Origin of the sequence: Sphingobacteruim zhuxiongii, assembly GCF_009557615.1 — a bacterium.
Taxonomy (GTDB): Bacteria; Bacteroidota; Bacteroidia; order Sphingobacteriales; family Sphingobacteriaceae; genus Sphingobacterium; species Sphingobacterium zhuxiongii.
Genome location: NZ_CP045652.1, coordinates 1320624 through 1341496 on the forward strand (window position 1 = coordinate 1320624; position 20873 = coordinate 1341496).

General features: G+C 38.5%; 20 protein-coding genes, 2 tRNA genes and 1 riboswitch. Of the genes, 9 read left to right on the top strand and 13 right to left on the bottom strand.

From position 1 onward, the window contains the following. Positions 1 to 103: 103 nt before the first annotated feature. A riboswitch (SAM riboswitch) is annotated at positions 104 to 217 on the bottom strand. A 178-nt stretch (positions 218 to 395) separates the two neighbouring features. The 5 genes from GFH32_RS05755 to GFH32_RS05775 all read right to left on the bottom strand — a co-directional run bounded on the left by GFH32_RS05755 (position 396) and on the right by GFH32_RS05775 (position 5890). Continuing rightward, positions 396 to 830 (bottom strand): hypothetical protein, encoded by a 435-nt coding sequence (locus GFH32_RS05755; protein ID WP_202111188.1) that lies wholly within the window; start codon positions 828 to 830, stop codon positions 396 to 398. Positions 831 to 941: 111 nt separating this feature from the next. Continuing rightward, positions 942 to 1820: a 4-hydroxy-tetrahydrodipicolinate synthase gene (gene dapA, locus GFH32_RS05760; protein WP_153510167.1), complete on the bottom strand. Its 879-nt coding sequence runs from the start codon at positions 1818 to 1820 to the stop codon at positions 942 to 944. A gap of 29 nt (positions 1821 to 1849) precedes the next feature. After that, positions 1850 to 3868 carry an NAD-dependent DNA ligase LigA gene (gene ligA / locus GFH32_RS05765; RefSeq protein WP_153510168.1) on the bottom strand — a complete coding sequence of 673 codons (2019 nt, stop codon included), beginning with the start codon at positions 3866 to 3868 and terminating at the stop codon, positions 1850 to 1852. A 120-nt stretch (positions 3869 to 3988) separates the two neighbouring features. Continuing rightward, positions 3989 to 5023 (bottom strand): glycosyltransferase family 2 protein, encoded by a 1035-nt coding sequence (locus tag GFH32_RS05770; RefSeq protein WP_153510169.1) that lies wholly within the window; start codon positions 5021 to 5023, stop codon positions 3989 to 3991. After that, on the bottom strand, positions 5024 to 5890 hold the full coding sequence (locus GFH32_RS05775) for a lysophospholipid acyltransferase family protein (RefSeq protein ID WP_153510170.1): 867 nt from the start codon (positions 5888 to 5890) through the stop codon (positions 5024 to 5026). It abuts the gene before it with no gap. Positions 5891 to 5963: 73 nt separating this feature from the next. Here GFH32_RS05775 and GFH32_RS05780 point away from each other — a divergent pair, with 73 nt between their 5' ends. Then, positions 5964 to 6572: a WbqC family protein gene (locus tag GFH32_RS05780; RefSeq protein ID WP_153510171.1), complete on the top strand. Its 609-nt coding sequence runs from the start codon at positions 5964 to 5966 to the stop codon at positions 6570 to 6572. A gap of 68 nt (positions 6573 to 6640) precedes the next feature. Then, entirely contained in the window at positions 6641 to 7303 is a 663-nt protein-coding gene (locus GFH32_RS05785; RefSeq protein ID WP_153510172.1) for a hypothetical protein, read from the top strand. Positions 7304 to 7788: 485 nt separating this feature from the next. Here GFH32_RS05785 and GFH32_RS05790 read toward each other — a convergent pair whose 3' ends face one another. Then, positions 7789 to 8364: a sugar O-acetyltransferase gene (locus GFH32_RS05790; RefSeq protein ID WP_153510173.1), complete on the bottom strand. Its 576-nt coding sequence runs from the start codon at positions 8362 to 8364 to the stop codon at positions 7789 to 7791. A gap of 147 nt (positions 8365 to 8511) precedes the next feature. Between GFH32_RS05790 and GFH32_RS05795 the strand changes: the two genes are divergently transcribed. Then, complete coding sequence (locus tag GFH32_RS05795; protein ID WP_153510174.1) at positions 8512 to 8814, top strand: DUF805 domain-containing protein; 303 nt, start codon at positions 8512 to 8514, stop codon at positions 8812 to 8814. A 98-nt stretch (positions 8815 to 8912) separates the two neighbouring features. On the opposite strand, the gene GFH32_RS05800 is transcribed toward GFH32_RS05795, so the two are convergent. Further along, positions 8913 to 9545, bottom strand: a complete 633-nt coding sequence (locus GFH32_RS05800) for a nitroreductase family protein (protein ID WP_153510175.1) — start codon at positions 9543 to 9545, stop codon at positions 8913 to 8915. A gap of 35 nt (positions 9546 to 9580) precedes the next feature. Then, positions 9581 to 10186: a TetR/AcrR family transcriptional regulator gene (locus GFH32_RS05805; RefSeq protein WP_153510176.1), complete on the bottom strand. Its 606-nt coding sequence runs from the start codon at positions 10184 to 10186 to the stop codon at positions 9581 to 9583. 124 nt (positions 10187 to 10310) lie between these two features. Here GFH32_RS05805 and GFH32_RS05810 point away from each other — a divergent pair, with 124 nt between their 5' ends. Further along, a complete protein-coding gene (locus GFH32_RS05810; protein ID WP_153510177.1) occupies positions 10311 to 11126 on the top strand; it encodes a patatin-like phospholipase family protein in 816 nt (271 codons plus the stop codon). A gap of 60 nt (positions 11127 to 11186) precedes the next feature. On the opposite strand, the gene GFH32_RS05815 is transcribed toward GFH32_RS05810, so the two are convergent. Next, positions 11187 to 12014 carry an alpha/beta fold hydrolase gene (locus tag GFH32_RS05815; RefSeq protein ID WP_153510178.1) on the bottom strand — a complete coding sequence of 276 codons (828 nt, stop codon included), beginning with the start codon at positions 12012 to 12014 and terminating at the stop codon, positions 11187 to 11189. A gap of 136 nt (positions 12015 to 12150) precedes the next feature. On the opposite strand from GFH32_RS05815, the gene GFH32_RS05820 reads away from it, so the two are divergent. The 5 genes from GFH32_RS05820 (at position 12151) to GFH32_RS05840 (ending at position 15179) form a co-directional block, all read left to right on the top strand. Next, positions 12151 to 12224 (top strand) — tRNA-Arg (locus tag GFH32_RS05820). A gap of 399 nt (positions 12225 to 12623) precedes the next feature. Then, a tRNA-Arg gene (locus GFH32_RS05825) sits at positions 12624 to 12697 on the top strand. Between the two features lie 75 nt (positions 12698 to 12772). Continuing rightward, positions 12773 to 13342 (top strand): adenylate kinase, encoded by a 570-nt coding sequence (locus tag GFH32_RS05830; protein ID WP_153510179.1) that lies wholly within the window; start codon positions 12773 to 12775, stop codon positions 13340 to 13342. Positions 13343 to 13363: 21 nt separating this feature from the next. Next, entirely contained in the window at positions 13364 to 14362 is a 999-nt protein-coding gene (gene obgE, locus GFH32_RS05835) for a GTPase ObgE (RefSeq protein ID WP_153510180.1), read from the top strand. Positions 14363 to 14405: 43 nt separating this feature from the next. Beyond that, positions 14406 to 15179, top strand: a complete 774-nt coding sequence (locus GFH32_RS05840) for a TIGR02757 family protein (RefSeq protein WP_153510181.1) — start codon at positions 14406 to 14408, stop codon at positions 15177 to 15179. A gap of 6 nt (positions 15180 to 15185) precedes the next feature. On the opposite strand, the gene GFH32_RS05845 is transcribed toward GFH32_RS05840, so the two are convergent. The 4 genes from GFH32_RS05845 to secDF all read right to left on the bottom strand — a co-directional run bounded on the left by GFH32_RS05845 (position 15186) and on the right by secDF (position 20570). Next, on the bottom strand, positions 15186 to 15620 hold the full coding sequence (locus tag GFH32_RS05845) for a GNAT family N-acetyltransferase (protein ID WP_153510182.1): 435 nt from the start codon (positions 15618 to 15620) through the stop codon (positions 15186 to 15188). Continuing rightward, positions 15617 to 16615, bottom strand: a complete 999-nt coding sequence (gene gap / locus GFH32_RS05850) for a type I glyceraldehyde-3-phosphate dehydrogenase (protein ID WP_194285675.1) — start codon at positions 16613 to 16615, stop codon at positions 15617 to 15619. The genes GFH32_RS05845 and gap overlap by 4 nt, the downstream gene beginning before the upstream one ends. After that, a complete protein-coding gene (locus GFH32_RS05855) occupies positions 16615 to 17235 on the bottom strand; it encodes a peroxiredoxin family protein (protein ID WP_153510184.1) in 621 nt (206 codons plus the stop codon). Before GFH32_RS05855 ends, gap begins: the two co-directional genes overlap by 1 nt. Positions 17236 to 17558: 323 nt before the next feature. Next, positions 17559 to 20570, bottom strand: coding sequence for a protein translocase subunit SecDF (gene secDF / locus GFH32_RS05860; protein ID WP_153510185.1), 3012 nt, complete (start codon positions 20568 to 20570; stop codon positions 17559 to 17561). Between the last annotated feature and the right edge of the window lie 303 nt (positions 20571 to 20873).

Below are 20873 nucleotides of genomic sequence, written 5' to 3' on the forward strand. Positions count from 1 at the left end.
AGGTGTTCACGACGAAAAAGAAAGTATTGGAGCACTTGCTAGTCGGTTTTCCGCTAGAATATCCAATTAAAGAATTTGAAATAGTTGAAGTCATAGTCTATGTCATTTATATGCTCCGCAGCTTAATTGCTTTGGACAGGAATTGGCACCTTTTCAATCGCTATTGAAGGTTGCCAGTGGGTCTTTGAGCCAGTCTCTCGCCACTTCTTTATAAATCAAGACCAATCGATTGGAAGGGTTTTGATTAGGTACCGATTGCTCGGCACTGCGCAAATATACATTGCCAAATTCAATTTTGCAATGTTTTTTTAATAAACGAGCTTCCGAACTCGATAAATCTTGAAATTATCGAAAGCGGAAGCTCGTAAAAATATAATATTAGTAAATGCGAAGGCTTAGTAAGATCCAGCCTTTATATCACGCATCTGTATAATTTGATCGACGATGTAAACGGTATTACCACGCCATGGTAAAGCTCCTTTATATTCTTTGTAATGCAAATCAAAAACTTTACCGCTATTCACTTCGAGGATTCGGTAAATAGAGTCGTTTTCTATAGAGAACTCAAACTGATTACTCGTTAACCCTGTTCCTGCCTTGCTCGTACCAAAGCCCTCTTGAATCAGTTTACCCTCATAGGTTTTAAATAGATTTCCTTTCTTTACAGCATAATTCAGGACTCCAGATTTGACTCCTTCACCAAATACAAAATAGTATTTCCAATAAATCAGACCGCCGCCTAACAAGACTAGAATTAAAAGCGTCCAACTGATAAACTTACGAATTGCCGATCCACCTTTTTTAGGGACTTGGTTTGTTGTGGTTTCCATGTTAAGATTATTTTGTCAGCAAACCACAAAAAAGATACCTAAAATATAGAAGTTTATGGTAATCAGTTTCAATAGTAGCTATATGTCCGCAAATAAAATTGAAAATGTAAGCTAAGCTAGCTTCTTCATTTCCTGTTCGATGCCCTCTTGCGTCTGTTTTCCAACTGGTACTAAAGGTAAACGAACGGTATCAACACCAAAGCCTTTTTGTTTTAAAATATATTTTACTCCAGCTGGGTTTCCTTCGATAAAACACAGGTCGGTAATACGCAATAAATCAGAATGGATAATTCTTGCTTGTTCGTAATTTCCTTCAAGGCATAGATGCGTAAGCGCTGAAACCTTATTTGGGTAAGCGTTTCCTACAACTGATATAACGCCAACAGCGCCTAAAGCGATCATTGGTAAAGTTGCCGGATCGTCTCCGGAAATCAGCATAAACTCTTTCGGTTTGTCGCGCAGTATTTCGCTAAATTGTGCAAAACTACCTGATGCTTCTTTTATAGCGATAATGTTGTTAAAATCATTAGCTAATCGAAGTGTAGTTGCGGATGTCATATTGCTGCCGGTACGGCCGGGAACATTATACAATATAATTGGAAGGGGAGAGGCTTCTGAAATAACCTTGTAATGTTGGTATATACCCTCTTGCGTTGGCTTGTTATAGTATGGAGAAACTGATAGTATCGCAATATAATCCAAGACATCGAAATTTCGAGTTAATTCGGCAATTTCCATGGTATTATTGCCTCCAATACCAGCGACTAAAGGGATACGTTTATTGACGTGCTTCGAAGTAAATGCCCAAACCTGCTTTCGTTCCTCATTAGACAACGTAGCGGTTTCGCCCGTTGTTCCCAATGAAACAATGTAATCAATTCCCCCTTGGATTTGGTAGTCTATTAGTCTACCTAGGGTCTCATAATCCACAGATCCGTCTGCATTAAAAGGGGTAACTATCGCTACTCCTGCTCCTTGAAGCTCATTCATTCGTGTATAATTATTTAATTTAAGTATTTTTAATTATTTATCATGGCTAATAACTCGCTCTCCGAGATAATCGGAACTTGCAACTTTTCAGCTTTTGCCAATTTGGATGGACCCATTTTATCACCTGCAACTAGAAAGTTCAGCTTTGCGGAAATACTGCTAAGCATCTTTCCTCCATGGGATTCAATTAAAGCGGTCAGTTCTTCTCGCGAATAATCTACAAAAACGCCAGAGATCAAAAAAGTCTTGCCTGCCAATCCATCTCCTGCAAATACGACTTCTTTTTCTTCAATAGCGAATTGAAGCCCTGCATCTTTTAGTTTTTGAATCTCTGCCCAATGTTCATCTTGATTAAGATAGAAATGGATGCTTTCTGCGATTCGGAAACCAATATCTGGCACCGCTTCAATTTCTAATGCGGTTGCAGTAGCAATCGCGTCAATATTTTTGAAATGCTGTGCTAATTTCTTTGCCACAGTTTCACCAATATGACGGATGCCTAATCCGAACAAAACTTTCTCAAAAGGCTTTTGTTTGGAAGCCTCAATTCCCGCTAGCATATTATCTATTGATTTTTGACCGAAACGTTCCAAGCCGACCAAATTATCTTGATGATCTTTCAGAGCGTATAGGTCTGAAATCTTAGATATCAACCCTAAGCGAAAAAATGTTTCAATGGTTTCATCGCCAAGGCCTTGGATATCCATCATCTTCCGGCCAATAAAGTGTTGGATTTTACCAACGATTTGCGGTCTACAACCATCTTCATTTGGACAGTAATGCACTGCTTCGCCTTCTTGGCGAACGAGTTCTGTATTACACTCCGGACAATGCGTAGGATAGGAGATAGCAACAGCGCCTTCTGGACGTTTTTCAATATTCGCGGAAATGATCTTTGGAATAATCTCCCCACCCTTTTCCACAAATACAGTGTCGCCTTCATGCAAGTCTAAACGTGCTATTTCATTTGCATTGTGTAACGATGCACGCTTGACCGTCGTACCTGCCAATAACACGGGTTGAAGGTTTGCAACCGGCGTTACAGCACCCGTACGTCCGACCTGGTAGCTTATGCTTTCTAATATCGTTTCTACACGTTCTGCTTTAAATTTATAGGAGATTGCCCAACGAGGAGATTTTGCTGTAAATCCCAAGTCTTCCTGTTGTGCGTAGTCATTTACTTTGATTACAATACCATCAATTTCATAAGAAAGCTGATGTCTCTCTGTATCCCAATAATGGATAAAGTCTAATACGTCCTGAATATTATTGCAAAGTTTAGTATGCTCACAGACATGGAAACCCCAACTTTTTACCGCTTCGATGCTTTCCCAGTGATTTTCAAATAACTTATTGCGGTTATCAGCGTATAGAAAGTATAAGAAACAATCTAAAGGACGTTTTGCAACTTCAGCAGAATCTTGAAGTTTTATAGTTCCTGAGGCAAAGTTTCTTGGATTCGCATAAGTTTGATCGCCATTGTCTTCGCGTTCTTGGTTTAAACGGAGAAAGGCTGACTTATGCATAAATATTTCACCACGGATTTCGAAACTATCTGGATAGTTTCCTTTTTTTAATTGATGTGGGATACTTCGTATCGTACGTACATTATTGGTTACTTCGTCGCCTTGCGTACCATCACCTCTTGTCACAGCTTTAACAAGCTTACCATGCTCATAGGTGAGGGAGATTGATAAGCCGTCAAACTTAAGCTCACAAACGTATTGAAAATCATCGCCAATCGTCTTACGAACGCGACTGTCAAAGTCTTTAAGTTCTTGTTCGTTATACGTATTGCCCAATGACATCATTGGCCATTTATGTTTTACCGTCTTAAATTTCTGAGTAATGTCTCCACCGACCTTTAACGTAGGTGAGTTTGGATCACGATATTGTGGGAATTGAGCTTCTAATGATTCTAATTCTTTGAGTTTTTGATCAAAATCATAATCGGATATTAACGACTGTGCCAATACATAGTATTGGTAATTATACTCGTTTAATTCCTGGGTGAGCTGCTCAATTTTAGACTGGATATCTGCTGACATAGACCACGAAAATACAAAATATTCTAGGCCTAAAACAATTTAAAACAACTATTTAATTAAATACGCAAACTAATGAGCAATAAAAGATAAACCAGTAAAAAACTTTGTTCAGCAGAACTCCTAATGATGAAAATTATTGTCTTTTAGCTGGGAGAATTTATGGATATTATTCAGATAAAAATCCCATACAATGGAATTCTTATATTGACCAACTTTATTCTCCGGGCTTGAATATTTCTTTCGTTTTCTTGCTGTTTTGAAGAAGTTTTTGAAGAAATACTGATGCGCACGACTCACAGCCCATGCGTCCTTAGGCTTACGATCGACAAGGAATTTCAGTAATGCTGCGAGATCTAGCCAGAATCGTATTCCTATTTTCCATATCCCTTGAGTTATTGGTAGATTTTTTTGCATCATCTGCAGATTATTCCGGAAGTTCAAATAGGTTTTATGAGGGTTACTTGTGTTTAAAGTTCCTCCGCCCACATGATATACTAACGAATTCGGACAATATCCAATTTTATAGCCAAGCTTCTTTAATCGCCAGCATAAATCAATTTCTTCCATATGTGCAAAGAAGTCCGCATCAAATCCTTCAGCTTCGCGCCAAGCGGATGATCGAATGAATAGGGCAGCTCCAGTAGCCCAGAATACCTCTTTTTCATCGTCATATTGGCCTTCGTCTTTTTCAACGCTTTCAAAAAGGCGCCCTCTACAGAATGGGAACCCGAAGTAATCGATATAACCACCGGCAGCGCCTGCATGTTCGAAATATCCTTTTTGATGATATGATTGGATTTTAGGTTGAACTGCGGCCAATTGCGTATCCCGCTCCATCTGCGCAATAACAGGTTCAATCCAATTTTGAGAAACTTCTACATCGGAGTTTAGCAGTACAAAGTAATCTGCTTCGACGCGTTTTAAGATCTCATTATAACCGCCGGCAAATCCTAGATTCTGATCGTTCTTGAGGATAGTGAACTTGGGGTAATTCTCTTCAACATACGATATTGAGTCATCGGTAGAACCATTATCACCGATAACAAATTCAACATTTTGATAGGTGCTGTTAAACACGGATGGAAGGAATTTCTCCAAGAAAAATCGACCGTTCCAGTTTAATATGACAACTGCTACTTTTGGATAATTAGTCATTTAACTCCTTCTTTTTCTTTTCCAACGACGATGAGACCATAACCAATATGCCGGCTCACTACGAATAATTTGCTCGGTAAACTGATTGTGAATATGGGTAATCTCATGTTCTTGATAATCGTCAGGATTCTCTATTAGTGTTGTAAATTTACAAGAATAGTAACCCCTTTTTTTCTTTCTTCTAATTTCACAAAATACAACAGGGTTTTTTGTCAATCGCGCAATGCGCTCTGTTCCTGTATAAACCAATGTATCTTGGTTTAAGAATTCCATGAAATAATCTGAATCCTGATAAACAGGTGTCTGATCTGCTACAAACATACTGATATGCGGGATGTTTTTCAACTTTATCATATGCCGCAATATTTGTTTCATTGGAACCATCGTTGCTCCGAACCTGGTTCTGATGCGGTTATATACTTCGTTGAATACTTTATTATTTAACGGTTTGTAGATAATTAGCTCAGGGGTATTCATCATTAAGGATAAACTATGAATGCCCATCTCCCAATTTCCATAATGAGCCGTCACGCCAATCACTGACTTTCCTTGATTGATATGTCTAAAGACTTCCTCTGGATTTAATAATTCAATTCTCTCTCTTACGGACTTTTCAGAAATACTAGCCAATTTTACAATTTCTACCAATAAGTCGGGGAAATAGCGATAGAATTCGCGTGCAATTTCTTTTATTTCGGAGTCTGACTTCTCCGGGAATGCGTTTCTTAAATTCTCAAAAACAACCTTTTTGCGGTAGCCAACAATGTGGTAAATAAGTACAAAAAGTACATCCGATAGCAGATATAAGAACCAGAATGGTAATAATGAAACGATGTAAATAAATCCTGATACTAGTTTTTCTTTCATCACAAGTGATAAGTACTACGCAAATATCCCCAAATAAAGCTATTTTTGCGGACATTTTGTTGTTTAATTAATTATGTCATCAGGACTTTTGTTGCCGGCTTGCTATTTGCCGAACGTTTCATTCTTTCATGCTATCAAACAAAACGATCAACCTATTGTGATTGAGCAGTTTGAAAATTATCCAAAGCAAACCTTTCGTACGCGAACTCAAATCGGAACCGCAAATGGGGTGCTGAATCTTATTGTGCCGATTGTTCATGGTCGAAAAGAACGGGTTCGAATGAATGATGTGAAGATTAACTACGATCATCCTTGGCAACGTCTGCACTGGTTGAGTATTCAAACAGCATACCGTAGTTCTGCATATTTCGAGTATTATGAAGATGATTTCAGTGCTTTTTATGAAAAAGAATATGATTTATTATTGGACTACAATACCGAGCAAATCAAGCTGATTCTCAAGTTACTTAAGATAAATAGAGAAATTAGCTACTCTACAAGCTATACTGATGTGGAAGAGGGAATTGATTATCGTAAAGCGATACATCCACGAAAGCCTTCACCAATGGTTGATCCTAAACCTTATTATCAAGTATTTGAAGACAAGACAGGATTTATTCCAAACCTTAGTGTTATTGATTTATTATTTAGTCAAGGACCTCAAGCGAAAAACTTCCTATAGTTTTAAATTAATTTGCTTTCAAAACAAATTGCTTTGGTTTATTGTTGTTCAATAAACCAGCAGTTTTAATGAGAAAATTAATGTTACTAGCCCTTTTTTGTTGGGTGTCATTCAGTGCGGTTGCACAGCGGGGTGCTGATACCCTACACTATCGAAAAGTTTATTATTTCGGAGGAACTGGAATAGCGTTCCCATTAGGCAAAACCAAACAGGCTTTGTCGACCAAACTATTTACAGGTAGTATGGGTTTGGATATTTCGCTTCGGAACCCCAAATACTATTTGCAGCCGACATTATATTTGATGAATTTTAAATATGATCAGCTGAATCCCGATTCGAAATATAACCGTGTCGTTGAGAATGCACGTGCTTCTATGTACGTCTTGTCGCTCGCTGGCGGTATCCGGCGTCAGTGGAATCGTCTAAATACCTATGCTTATATCGGTCCTGCAGGTGCCTTGAATATCGAACCTCGAGCGCAGGATGCCGGAAATAACGAATTGGTCGAACTGCACTATAAATACAGTATATCCCCTGCAGCAAAAATTGGAATTGGTGCCGACTATAAATTCAAGGGTTTTTTCTTAGGAACCGAATTAGGTTACATGCATAACTTTCGAGAGATTCAAGGAAATCCGGTCAATGTTATGACATTGATGGTCGGATTGAAATCTGATATTACAAGCTTGAAAGATAAGGTTGTTGACGTTATCCAAAAGACAACAGAATAGCTGCAAGTAGTTGCTTTTAAAAGAATATTAAAAAATTTAATAATCGTACAATATTTGAAAAGTTGCTTCGTTAATGTATTGAATAGAAGAAAAAATATTTAGGTTAATAATTGGTTTGGTAAATACCTGAGGTTCCCCGCCTTGGGTATTTTTTTTATATCGCGTTTTTGCGTGTGTTTCTATTGCAGAGTGAAACAGACGAAGTTGATGAAATCTGATATTCTGATCAATTCTATTGTCGACGAGTTGTAAAGGCTTACTATTTAAATCGAATTGTAACAAAAAAAAGTGTAAATGATACACTTTTGAGATAATATAAGGCGTTTGAGAACGTTATAATGGTAAATTCATAATTTCATAATTTAGGTTAATAATTGGTTTGGTAATACCTGGGGTCCCCGCCTCAGGTATTTTTTTATGGATATGGAAATAAAAAAAGGATCGTAATTCCTACCGCTTACGCATTGAAATTTTCGATCAACAAGTTATTCCACATTACCTTCTGGCAGTATCGATCGAATTACACGACAAGGGTTGCCGACTGCTACAACGTTTGCTGGAATGTCTTTAGTAACCACAGAGCCTGACCCGATTACTGAATTATCGCCAATGCTTACACCGGGATTAATAACGGTATTGCCACCAATCCACACCTGATTCCCGATTGTTATTGGTTTTGAAAATTCCCAACCTTCTGTTCTAAGTTTTGGATCAATTGGATGAGCAGCTGTAAAAAGACTTACGTTAGGAGCGATCATCACGTTGTCGCCAATAATAACTTTGGCGCCGTCGAGAATTACAAGGTTATAATTGGAGTAAAAGTTTTCTCCAATCTCAATATTGTAACCATAGTCGCAACGAAAGGGAGGCTCGACAAAAAAACGATTTCCAGTTTTTCCGAAAAGCTTTTTTATAATTTGATTCCGTGCTTTAACTTTTGTTGGATCCATCAGGTTGAATTCATGTAGTAATTTCTTCGCGTGCTGACGTTCTTGAAAGAGTTCACCGCCCATATCTAAGAATAGCTCTCCAGCTATCATCTTTTCTTTTGCTGATTTCATATACACTGTTTTGCTGTCCGGGGGAAAGATACGAAAATCGCAATTTGAGGCGATGAAATTTCAATTATTAATGAAGACGACATTTTTTTTTGTTAATTATCAGATATTCTGTATTTTAGTAAAAACTAATTATAATTAAAGGAAACAATGATACAGCTACTAATTAAGCCTTACCTACAGGTTTTTGATTATCGAAGTAAATCTTCAATCAAAGAGTTTTGGACTTTCTTTATTGGTGTCTATCTAATATTGATACTGCTTGGCATTGTTGGGAATCGTATCGGCGTTGAAAATCTTCGAATTTACTTCGCGGCATTGAGTTTCTTACCATTGGTAGCCCTAGGTTTCCGACGTTTGAATGAGGTAGGGATTAATAAATGGTTGTTTGTTATTCCTATCGCTGGGCTTTACCTAGCAGGCCTTCCCGCGAAAGGGCAGGAGTTGCGATAATAAGTATGTTGTAAATAACGAAAATCAAATAAGAAAGGGTTGTCTAATGTAGACAACCCTTTTAAATTAAATAAAACAAATCGTTTCTTTCAATATCTTTAGTTCAAGTTGATAACGAAATCTTCCTTGTTTACTCTAACTTTCTTTAAATTGACTAACCAGTCGTTTTGCTCATCGCGGTAACCTAACGCTAAGATAGTAACAGACTTAAGTCCTAATTTATCCAATTCCAATAGCTCATCTAATTGTTGATTATTGAAACCTTCCATCGGTGTAGCATCAACGCGCAATTCCGCTGCTGCCGCTATTGCAATTCCGAAACCAATATATGCTTGACGTGCCGCATGTTCGAAATGCAATTCTTTTGATTGAGTTTGAAAGCGAGCAAATAATCCGTTTTTGTAATCATCTGCAAAGCCTTCAGGTAACCCACGTTCTACTTGTTGTTGATTGAATGGTGCATCCACACGTTCTTTAGTATACTCGTCATATGCAGCAAAGATCAATAGATGTGAAGCATCTACAATTTGCGTTTGTCCGAATGCGATAGGTTGGATTTTAGCTTTCAATTCTGGATTACTTACCTCAATAATCTTGAAGGGATGTAAGCCTGAAGATGTCGGTGCTAAACGTGCTGCTTCGATAATTTGATCAACTTTTTCTTGATCCACAGCTTGACCATTCATCTTTTTGGTCGCGTATCTCCATTGTAAATCTTGTATTAAACTCATCGTGTTCTTTAATTTGTTATGTCCTATTATAATTATTAATTCGCCTTTATGGATTGAATAAAAGCATGTACCGTATCTTCTAATACTTCAGAAGGACAAACTTTGTCCCATTGATTCAAAGATAAAAGCTCAATAGCCACTACGCCATGTAGAATAGACCAAAAACTACGGTATTTAATGCAGCTGCTTATATTCGTGTTTTTACTGCTCGCAATCAATTCATTGATAATATCTAAAAGATATGTTGATAGCTCTTTGATTGACGAAACTTGTTGGTGCATTTCACAGGTAGGTAAACCTACGCCAAACATTAATTCGTAATCCTTTGGGTGCTTAGAGGCAAATAGCCAATATCCTTTAGCCACTTGCTGCACGCGTTTCTCAATGCTGTCACCAACGACAACGCAAGTTTCGATTTCATGCTTTAATGCGGCGAAACCTTCTGCAACGAAAAACGAAGTGATAGCTTCCTTGCTTTCAAAATGCTTATAAACAACGGGGACAGAATATTCAATAGCTTCAGCAATCTTACGGATAGAAAGTGCTGCCCAGCCTTCCGCCTGCACGATCTCTCGTGAGGACGCAATTATCTGGTTTTTCACCTCTTGTTGTTGCCTAATCTTTCGCTCTGATAAGCCCATTATAGTTACTTTTGTTAACAGTGTTAGCAAAAGTAACAATGATAATTAAATTGCAAAAACAACATTTCTAAAACGACAAAAAGATGACATTTTACAATCAGAAAAAATAGATTTAACTTTAACTATGAACATTCTGAAAAGTAAGCGTAAAGTTTCTTTAGTGTTAGGTAGTGGGGGAGCTCGAGGTCTAGTACAGATTGGAGTTATACGAAGTTTAGAAGAAAAAGGATATGAAATTGATGAGGTAGTCGGTTGTTCGATTGGCGCTCTAATTGGCGCAGCCTATGTTGAGGGAAGATTAAACGAACTAGAGGAATGGATGCTATCTATTAATCGCTCCACAATATTTAAGCTGTTGGATTTTACCAATCCAAAGTTTGGTTTGTTAAAAGGAGAAAAGGTTTTTGAATCCCTAAAAGATATATTTCCCGACAAGAATATTGAGGACATGGATATCCCGTTTCGAGCGATTGCTACAGATATTAAAAATGAAAAAGAAGTCGTTTTTGATAAGGGTTCAGTCTATAAAGCTATTCGCGCATCTATCGCTATCCCGGCAGTATTTACTAGTGTTTTAGCTGATGATATAAGCTTAGTCGATGGTGGCGTCGTTAATCCCTTACCAATAAATTTTGTAAAGCGTAAGCGTCGAAATATAATTGTTGCAGTCAATTTGGATGGAAAGCCAAGTGCAAGATATGGCGCTATTCCTTTTGATAAGCCTTTGAATTCAATTGGGATGCTCCAAGAAGCTTATTTCGTTATGCGCAGGAAATTAGCGCAACTCTCTGTGGAATTATATAAACCGGACTACGTTATCAATATACCGCACAATATCGCAGGTCTCTGGGATTATGATAAAGCCGAGAATCTCATAGCGCAAGGTAGAGCATTGACCGATCGTGTCGTGCCGGCATCATCCTATAAAAAGAAGGAATAAATCAAAAAAAATAGCGGAGGAACGTTGTAATCGTTCCTCCGCTATTTTTATATGTAAAACTTATATTTTTTCTTGTAAAAAAGTATTCATGTTAAGATTGAACTTCTCAACGTCTTCCAAATTAGGAAGATGTCCGCAGTGTTCAAACTCCAAGTAAGTCGCTCCTTTAATCTTTTTTGCTAATTCCCCCATCAGCTCAGCAGGGGTAATCTTATCTTCTTTGCCGCGAATAACAAGTGTTGGAACCTTGATATCAGCCAATACGTCTGTGGTGTCAGTTCGAGCGGCCAGAGCTAGCAAGGTGGCGCAAATTGAAGATATGCTATTCCTTCGGATACTACTTTTGATTAACTCAACAGCATCAGGTTTATCCTCTACAGAACGAGGAGAAAAGACATTGCCAATAAAACCAATAGCATAGGGGCGGCGTCCATGTTGTAATACAGCTTGAACAGCGTCAAAGCGCTTTTGTTTGCCTGCGTTGTCATCTGCCTTACTATGTGTATCGCATAAAATCAATCCACTAATCTTCTCCGGAAATAGCTGATAAGCGCGAAGCGCAATATATCCGCCCATAGAAATACCGCAAAGTACAGCGCTCTCAATCTCTAACTTCCGCATAAAAGCACCTAAGTCCTTCGCAAAAACATCAATCGAAAAGAAACCGTGACCTTTGGTACTATTACCATGTCCTCGAATATCCACAGCAATACCGGTAATATTATCCTCTAAACTCTCCAGTTGATCACGCCACATATTTTTATTGAAGGGGAAGCCATGCAGAAAAATGATCGTTTTCTCGGGAGTTTCTGTCGCTTTTTTAATGTGATAGGCAATACTTAAATCACCAACTCTAATTTTATTGCTCTTAATTATACGTTCCGCCATAATTGTAAATATATTAAAATCAACAATATGTAGAAAAGATAGTTTTGAAATGAATTAAAAAATTAAAAAAGGATTTGGAAAAAATAAAAAAGTCACGATATTTGCCTCACCACAAAGGGACATCGTTCCCAATAATGCGCTCATAGCTTAATTGGATAGAGCACCTGACTACGGATCAGGAGGTTAGGGGTTCGACTCCCTTTGAGCGCACATTTTTCCCTCAAAATTTCGAAAATACACTAAAAGCATTCCCACTGATTTATTGCAGAAATAGGTATTTCTTGAAATTGCTTAGTGAACCTACTTTGGCATAAAATCGAAGATGACCTAATCCTATACGCTATAATCCAAATGCTTTCTAAATCTTTTAATGGGGTTTCGATAACACTCGACTAGCATATATGAATAGCAGGAAAGGTTGTTCTTGAATCCCATCATAAAACTGATATCTCTGTCTGGAATCGATGCTCTGCATACTCGTAAAATTTATTTTCCTCAATACATGGAACTTAGCTCAAAATGTAAAAAAAAGTTTTGCTCGGCAGATAATTTCCGTATATTTGCATCACCAAAACAGAAAAGGCACTAAGTCGAGACGTAATGGTTGCCGCGCTCATAGCTTAATTGGATAGAGCACCTGACTACGGATCAGGAGGTTAGGGGTTCGACTCCCTTTGAGCGCACTGAAAGGAAGCCTAATTCTTAAGCGGAATTAGGCTTTTATTTTTTATCTTGAAAAATAAAAATAACAACAAACTATGCTAAACCTTGTATTATTCGGACCTCCAGGAGCAGGAAAAGGCACTCAATCAGCTAAATTGATCGAAAAATATGGATTACACCATATCTCAACAGGTGATATTTTTCGTGCACACATTCAAAATCAAACTGATCTAGGAAAACAAGTAAGTCAAATTATTGCTGACGGTAATTTGGTGCCTGATTCTATCACAATTGCAATGTTAGAAGAAGAGATCAAACAAAATCCAGACGCTAAGGGCTTTATTTTTGATGGCTTTCCTCGTACAGTTGCACAAGCTGAAGCGCTAGATGCTTTTTTAGAGTCAAATAATACAGCAATATCAGGGGTAGTAGCATTAGATGTTGATGAAACAGAATTAACACAGCGTATTGCTAAGCGTCAGGAAATATCTGGACGCGCAGACGATGCTGCTGACAAATTGAAAAAACGAATCGAAGAATATTTCGGAAAAACAATTCACGTACTTCCTTACTACGAAGGTCAAAATAAATTGACTAAAGTAAATGGTATCGGTGATATTGAAGAAATCTTCAATAACCTAACGGCGGTTATCGATCGTTATTAATAAAATAAATTTAGAGGGTTAATGGCGCAGGGGTCAAATTTCGTTGATTATGTAAAGGTTTGCTGTCGCTCTGGACATGGAGGTGCAGGGTCAGCTCATTTGCACCGTGATAAATTCACGGCAAAAGGTGGGCCTGATGGAGGCGATGGTGGCCGTGGTGGGCATATTATATTAAAAGGTTCAACACAACACTGGACACTTTTACACTTAAAATTCCGCAAGCATATTATTGCCGAAAGTGGTGATCCAGGTGGTTCAGCATTACGCTCTGGGGCAACAGGGAGAGATGAAATATTAGAAGTTCCTCTTGGTACAGTTGCAAAAAATGCCGAAACGGGTGAAGTTTTATTCGAGATTACCGAAGATGGTGAGACTAAAATCTTAACAGCAGGTGGTCGCGGAGGACTCGGTAACTGGCACTTTAAATCTTCGACCGTGCAAACCCCACGCTTTTCGCAACCAGGGATGCCAGGGAAAGAAGAATGGATTATCCTCGAGTTAAAAGTCCTTGCGGATGTTGGCTTAGTAGGATTTCCAAATGCAGGAAAGTCAACTTTACTTTCTGTCGTATCTGCAGCGAAGCCAGAAATCGCAGATTATCCTTTCACAACGATTGTTCCCAACTTAGGTATTGTAGGTTATCGTGATAACAAATCATTTGTTATGGCTGATATTCCTGGAATTATTGAGGGAGCTTCAGAAGGTAAGGGATTAGGGCATCGTTTCTTGCGTCATATTGAACGAAACTCCGTTTTACTGTTTATGGTACCCGCGGATACTGATCGTACAATTGCGGAGGAATATGAGATCCTATTGAATGAATTAACTGCATATAATCCCGAGTTATTGGATAAGCCAAAACTACTAGCCATTACGAAGTCTGATATGTTAGACGAGGAATTGGAAAGAGAAATGGAGTTGCAAGTTCCGAAAGGAATGCCGCATGTATTTATCTCCTCGGTAACCGGAAAGAATATACAGCAACTGAAAGATTTAATCTGGAAAGAAATTAACAAATAATATTAAAGCAACTTCGGTTGCTTTTTTTATGTATTTTGCTCTCATGGACTTATCGCTTAAAGACTTCTTAGATAAAAAGGTTGAAGAGTTTAACACCCCCGATTTTATACCTTCCGATCCAATCAGCATCCCACATCGCTTTAGTAAAAAGCAAGATATTGAGATTATGGGTTTCTTTGCAAGTATCCTTGCTTGGGGGCAGCGAAAAACAATCATAAATAAGTGTGTTGAGTTAGCTGAGCGAATGGATAATGCACCGCACGACTTCATTCTAAATCATCAAGAACAAGACTTAAAGAAGCTGTTGGAGTTTAAGCACCGAACGTTCAACGACACAGATTTGCTTTATTTTATATCCTTCTTTAAGCAACATTATCTTCGCTATGATTCCCTGGAAGATGCATTTCTCCAAGCTCCTTTCACTTCAGACTTTAACCGAGTGGAACAGGCTTTAATCAGCTTTCGATCCTATTTTTTCTCCTTACCCGACTTTCCTATTCGAACCAGAAAACATATTAGTTCGCCGCTCAAAAAGTCAAGTTGTAAACGCCTGAACATGTTTCTACGCTGGATGGTTCGAAAAGATAATAGGGGCGTTGATTTCGGAATATGGAACACGTTAGAGCCACGTGATTTAATATGCCCTTGTGATGTGCATGTCGAACGTGTCGCTCGAAAATTTGGATTAATACAAAGCGATAAGGTAAATTGGAAGACCGCCCTAGAGCTAACGGAGAATTTGCGTGAATTAGACCCTTTAGATCCCGTCAAGTACGACTTTGCGCTATTTGGAATAGGTGTAGTGGGGGAGATGTAAAATGGATTACAAGAGCTTAAACATCTCTTTATGGGGGCCGATTCCTGGAATATCAAATTCGTCTGACATATATTCAAAACCTAAACTTTCATAGAAAGGATAAGCCACTTCGCGCGCATTAAACCAGAAATAGGGAACATGCAATTGATTCTTAATATGTTCCATTGCTGCTAACATCAATTGCTTCGCGTAGCCTTTGCGTCGCGCTTCAGGGTGTGTAGCCATGCCGCGCAATCGATATGCTTCGTGTGGAAGCTTAGGATGCCGCTCTTTTTGACAGGTTAAGACGCAAACCAACTTATTGTTTTCATCAAAGTAGCCAAGATGGAAGGTTTCTGGAAGTAAATCCTGTGGATTGATACATTCCTGTTCTGCTAAGCCATTACGTAGCACTAAGCTACGCAAGGCTAATGTGTCTTGTAATGAGATAAAGCGTATCATTTTTTAGCTAATATTTCTAATAAATCAACTAAACGGTTGGAGTATCCAAACTCATTGTCATACCAACCAACTACTTTTACCAATCCACCCACGATACTCGTCAATTGCGAGTCAAATACACATGAGTAAGGGTTATTAATGATATCTACAGAAACAATTGGATCTTCTGTATAATACAGTACGTTTTTAAGTTCATTATCCGCTGCCTCTTTGAACTTCATATTGATCTCCTCTACAGTTGTTGGCTTCGCGAGGGTACATGTGAAATCGGTTAGCGAACCATTCAATACCGGAACGCGAATACCTGCACCACCTAGTTTTCCTTCCAAATGCTTAAACACATTTGTTATTGCTTTTGCGGCTCCCGTTGTTGTTGGAATAATGGAGGCTGATGCGGCTCTAGAACGGCGAAGATCGCGATGCGGAGCGTCATGTAAATTCTGATCTCCGGTCATCGAGTGCACTGTCGTAATATAGCCATCTTGGATTTCCCAATTTGCATCCAATATCTTAATTAGTGGTGCAACATTATTGGTAGTACAAGATGCATTGGAGAAGACAGGTGTTGACCAGTCAAAATCCGAGTCGTTAATACCCAAGACCACGGTTGGCACTTCTCTATCAGGCGATGGTGCTGAAATAATCACTTGTTTCGCACCTGCTTGAATGTGTTGCTCTGCCTGTGCTCCCTTGACGAAGTGTCCGGTAGATTCTATAACGACATCTATTTTCAAATCTCCCCATGGAAGCTCCAATGGCGATTTCGAATTGAAGATATGAATCTTCTTTCCATCGACGTATAAATGGTGATCATCATGCTTGACATCCCGATGAAGGGGGCCGTGCACCGAATCATATTTAAAAAGATGAGCAAGTGTTGCCGTATCTGCCAAATCATTGATCGCCACAATCTCGATAGCAGCGTTCTCACGATTTAGTAAGTTTCGCAAGGTATGTCGACCAATACGACCGAATCCATTAATGGCAATTCTCATTATTTTGTAAATGCTGCAATTACTTCCTCAATTGGTTTTTCACCTTCCCAATATGTTTTTAATGCACCGTCCGCACCATATACATAATTTGCTGGGAATTGATTTGGAATATGGAATTTCTGAATGAAATCTTGATTTCTATCATAAAGCATCTCAACATTCGCTTTACCTTCTAACTCCTTACCGAAGGAAGTAAAGAAATTAGCCATTAATGCCGGATCATTCATCGATACATAGTAAACATTGATGTCTTTAATCTTTGCATAATTGCTTGAAAGTGCTGATGTTTCATGCTGACAGTGACCACATGAAGGGTCAAACATAATGAATACCGTGTTCTTTCCAGGCTTGATATCTGCTTTACTAAATGCAATACCAGATTTTACCTTATAGAAATTAAAATCAGGAATACTTAAAACTGGCGCCTTTACTGCTGTTTGTTCCGGAGCGGTTGCCTGTGTAGTTGCTGTTTGCGAATGATCATGCCCTTCATGTCCAGCGGCGCTGTGATCATGACCAGCATGTGCATCAGCAGTTTCCTGCTTTGTCGTGGAATTATTATTACAAGCAACGGTGCTTAAGGAGATAGCAAGAATGGGAATTAAGAACTTTGTTTTCATATCTGATTTTGTAAAATGTAAAACTAAGAAAAATAAGATAATCGAAATAGCATTTAAAAGTATTTAGTCGCTTCTTGATTGCATTTAGACCTATAGCTGACAGAGGGAGCGGTCCGTAATGCTTTTGCTCGTTTTTAAAACGCTAGAAACAGTAGAAGAAGCGATTACCGTGCGAAACAGGCGATCCGATATTATTAGACCAATTCATTATGCTACTTTCCAAACTGAACGTAGCAAGAGCTTGTAATTAACGGATACTGTTTATTATAAAACAAAAAAGCCCGATTAGAATCCTAACCGGGCTTTTTGTTTTATGTTTAAGCTTAAGCGATAACTTTAGCTTGTTTTTTTTCTTCTGGTTTTGCTGAATCAGCAAGGTGTTTTCCAGCGCTCATGTCATAAATAGACGGAGCAGCTAAGAAGATTGAAGAGTAAGTTGCTACGACGATACCAATTAAGATAGCGAAAGAGAATCCGCGGATAACTTCCCCACCGAATACAAATAACACAGCTAATACGAAGATTACAGTTAATGAAGTAATCACGGTACGACTTAATGTCGAGTTGATCGCATTATTGATTGTTGTATCCATTTTCTCTTGATTCGCATTTGGTTTCGCTAGGTATTCACGTAGACGGTCAAATACAACCACCGTGTCATTCACCGAGTAACCTAATACGGTTAGGATTGCCGCTACGAAGTGTTGGTCAATATCTAAAGAGAATGGAACTAAACCATCCAAGATTGAGAATAAGCCTAACAAGATAATCGCATCGTGAATAGTAGCAATCGCAGCACCTGCTGAATATTGCCATTTACGGAAACGAATTAGAATATAAGCTGCGATTACGATGATTGATAAGATCGCTGCATATACCGCACGATCACGGATATCCGAAGCAATAGTAGGTCCTACTTTTTGTTGCGATAGAATCTCATATTTACCGTCAATTTTTCCTAATCCCTCGTTTAATTTTGCTAATACTTCTTGGTCAGCATCATCGCTTGTTTCTTGGATGTGGTAAGAAGTAGTAACACGTAATTGGTTCTCACTACCGAAAGTTTTAACCTCTGTTGTGGTTCCAAATACATTATCTAAGCTTTCACGTACATGTTCTGCAGCTACGGCTTTATCAAACTTAACCGTATACGTACGACCACCTTGGAAGTCAACACCGTATGAGAAGCCTTTAGTAAGGATAGCACCGATACTGATTACGATAGCGATAAGTGAGATTGTATAGAATAATTTTCTCTTCTTAATAAATTGGTAGTTCGCATTTTTCATCGTGTGGTCAGACCAAGGGAATGAAACCGTGATTTTCATGTCTTTGCTCAACATGTATTCGAAAATCAAACGAGTGATGAAAATTGCAGTGAATAACGATGTAATAATACCGATCATTAAAGTTGTCGCAAAACCTTGGATAGGTCCTGAACCAGTAAAGAATAAGATTACACCTACTAAGAAAGTCGTGATTTGTGAGTCTAAGATCGAAGGTAATGCATGTTTGTAACCATCAGAAACAACTTGACGCATTGATTTACCTAAGTTCAATTCCTCACGCATACGTTCATAAATCAGTACGTTCGCATCGACCGCGGTACCCATCGTTAATACAATACCCGCAATACCCGGTAGGGTTAATACCGCATTTAGTGATGCCAAGATACCCATTAAGAAAAATACGTTGAATAATACAGCAATGTTAGCAGCAATACCCGCACGGTTGTAGTAAGCAATCATAAAGATCATTACCACGATAATACCAATTACTGAAGAGTTAACCCCAGAATCAATAGCAACTTGACCTAATGATGGACCAACAACAGCTTCTTCAACGATTTTCGCAGTCGTTGGAAGACGACCTGCTTTTAATACGTTTGATAAATCTTTTGTATCCTCGAAAGTAAAGTTACCAGAGATCGATGAACTACCGTTAGGGATCTCCTCATTTACTGTTGGTGCAGAATAAACTACATTATCCAACACGATGGCAATCGCATCTTTGTTTTGAGCCGCTTGCGCAGTTACACGTCTCCATTGACGAGCACCTTCTGCATTCATATCCATGGATACGATCGGCTTATTTGTTTGTTGATCAGAACCTGGACGCGCATCTGTAATCACATCACCAGTCATCACTGCTGTATGATCAGCACCAGTAGTTTTGATGGCATGTAAAGCTAATACATTTGGAGATTGTGTTTCTGGTTTAACAGCCCATAATAATCTTAAGTCTGCAGGAATAATCGCTTTGATTTCCGGACGCGCTAAATATTGATTTACTTTCGCTGTATCTTTCAAGTTCGAATAACCCACAGTAGATCCTGGGATTAACTGCGTTTGACCATTCGGCGCTTGATAGAATGAAGGCGATAAAATCGCAAATAATGGATTGTTTGCTAAAGCTGTAGCGTTCGCTACTGCGTTTGTTGTATCTTTTGCTGAATCGGTCTTACTAGCGTTTAAGTTTGCCAATAAGTTCTCTTCTTTTGCAGTGCTGTCAGCAGTAACTTTTTTCGTGCTATCCGCAGTAACAGCAGGCTTGTCGCCTTTTAATGAGTTCGCTAATGTACCGTTGATGTTTTCCAATAATGGATAAATCTGTACGTTGTTGTACGTTTCGTAGAATTCTAATTTCGCTGAACCTTGTAATAGTTTACGAACGCGTTGTTGATCACTAACACCTGGAAGTTCGATTAAGATACGGTTTGTACCTTGTTGAATTTGAATGTTAGGAGAAGCAACACCGAATTTATCGATACGCGTACGAAGTACCTTGTATGAGTTTTGAATCGCATTGTCTGCTTCTTTATTCAAGAAACTTTTCAATTCGCCTTCAGAACTTCCTGCTTGAATTGCAGCTGAGTTATCCTTCGTTGCGAAGAAACTAGCGATCGGCGTACCAGCACCTGTTGCTTTGTATTCGCTAAGGAATAAATCAATTAATGAAGTGTTTGTCGTTTTGCTTTTCGCAACAGCATTTTCTAATGCTTTATTGAAGTTAGCATCTTTCGGGTTGTCGGCCAAGTTTGCGATAAGTTCGTTCAATGCAATTTCCATTGTAACGTTCATACCACCTTTTAAGTCCAAACCAAGAGCAAGTTCATTTGCTTTCGCTTCCCGATAAGTGAATTTTGCAATTCCTAGGTTATAAACCTCTTCACTTGCCATGGAATCCAGGTAGGCTTTTTCTTTTGCCATGTCACCTTTCGCGTATTCCGCAGCGTCTTTTTCTACTTTGCGTGTTACAAAAGTAAATGATAGGGAGTATAGGCACGCTAAGGAAACCACTACCACCAAAAATTTAATCAGCCCTTTACTCTGCATTGTCTATTCGTAATAAGTTATGATTTAGTTCTGTTTTTTTAAGCTTAATAATACTTTACCAAGATTCGCAAAGGTATAAAAAAATTAGAGAAACGAAACAAATTGACAAACTTAATATCGAAAATTTTGTTATACAGAATTTGGCTAATTCTCTAGTTCTTAATACATCATATTTAGCCCAATAAGGGCACTTTTTTTAGTCACTAGCTTGTTACCGAATTTGTGTTATGAATGGTAAAACAAACGGATACAAAAGAATTGAATATTTCTTTTTAGCTGACTTATATTTAGAACGCTATTGAA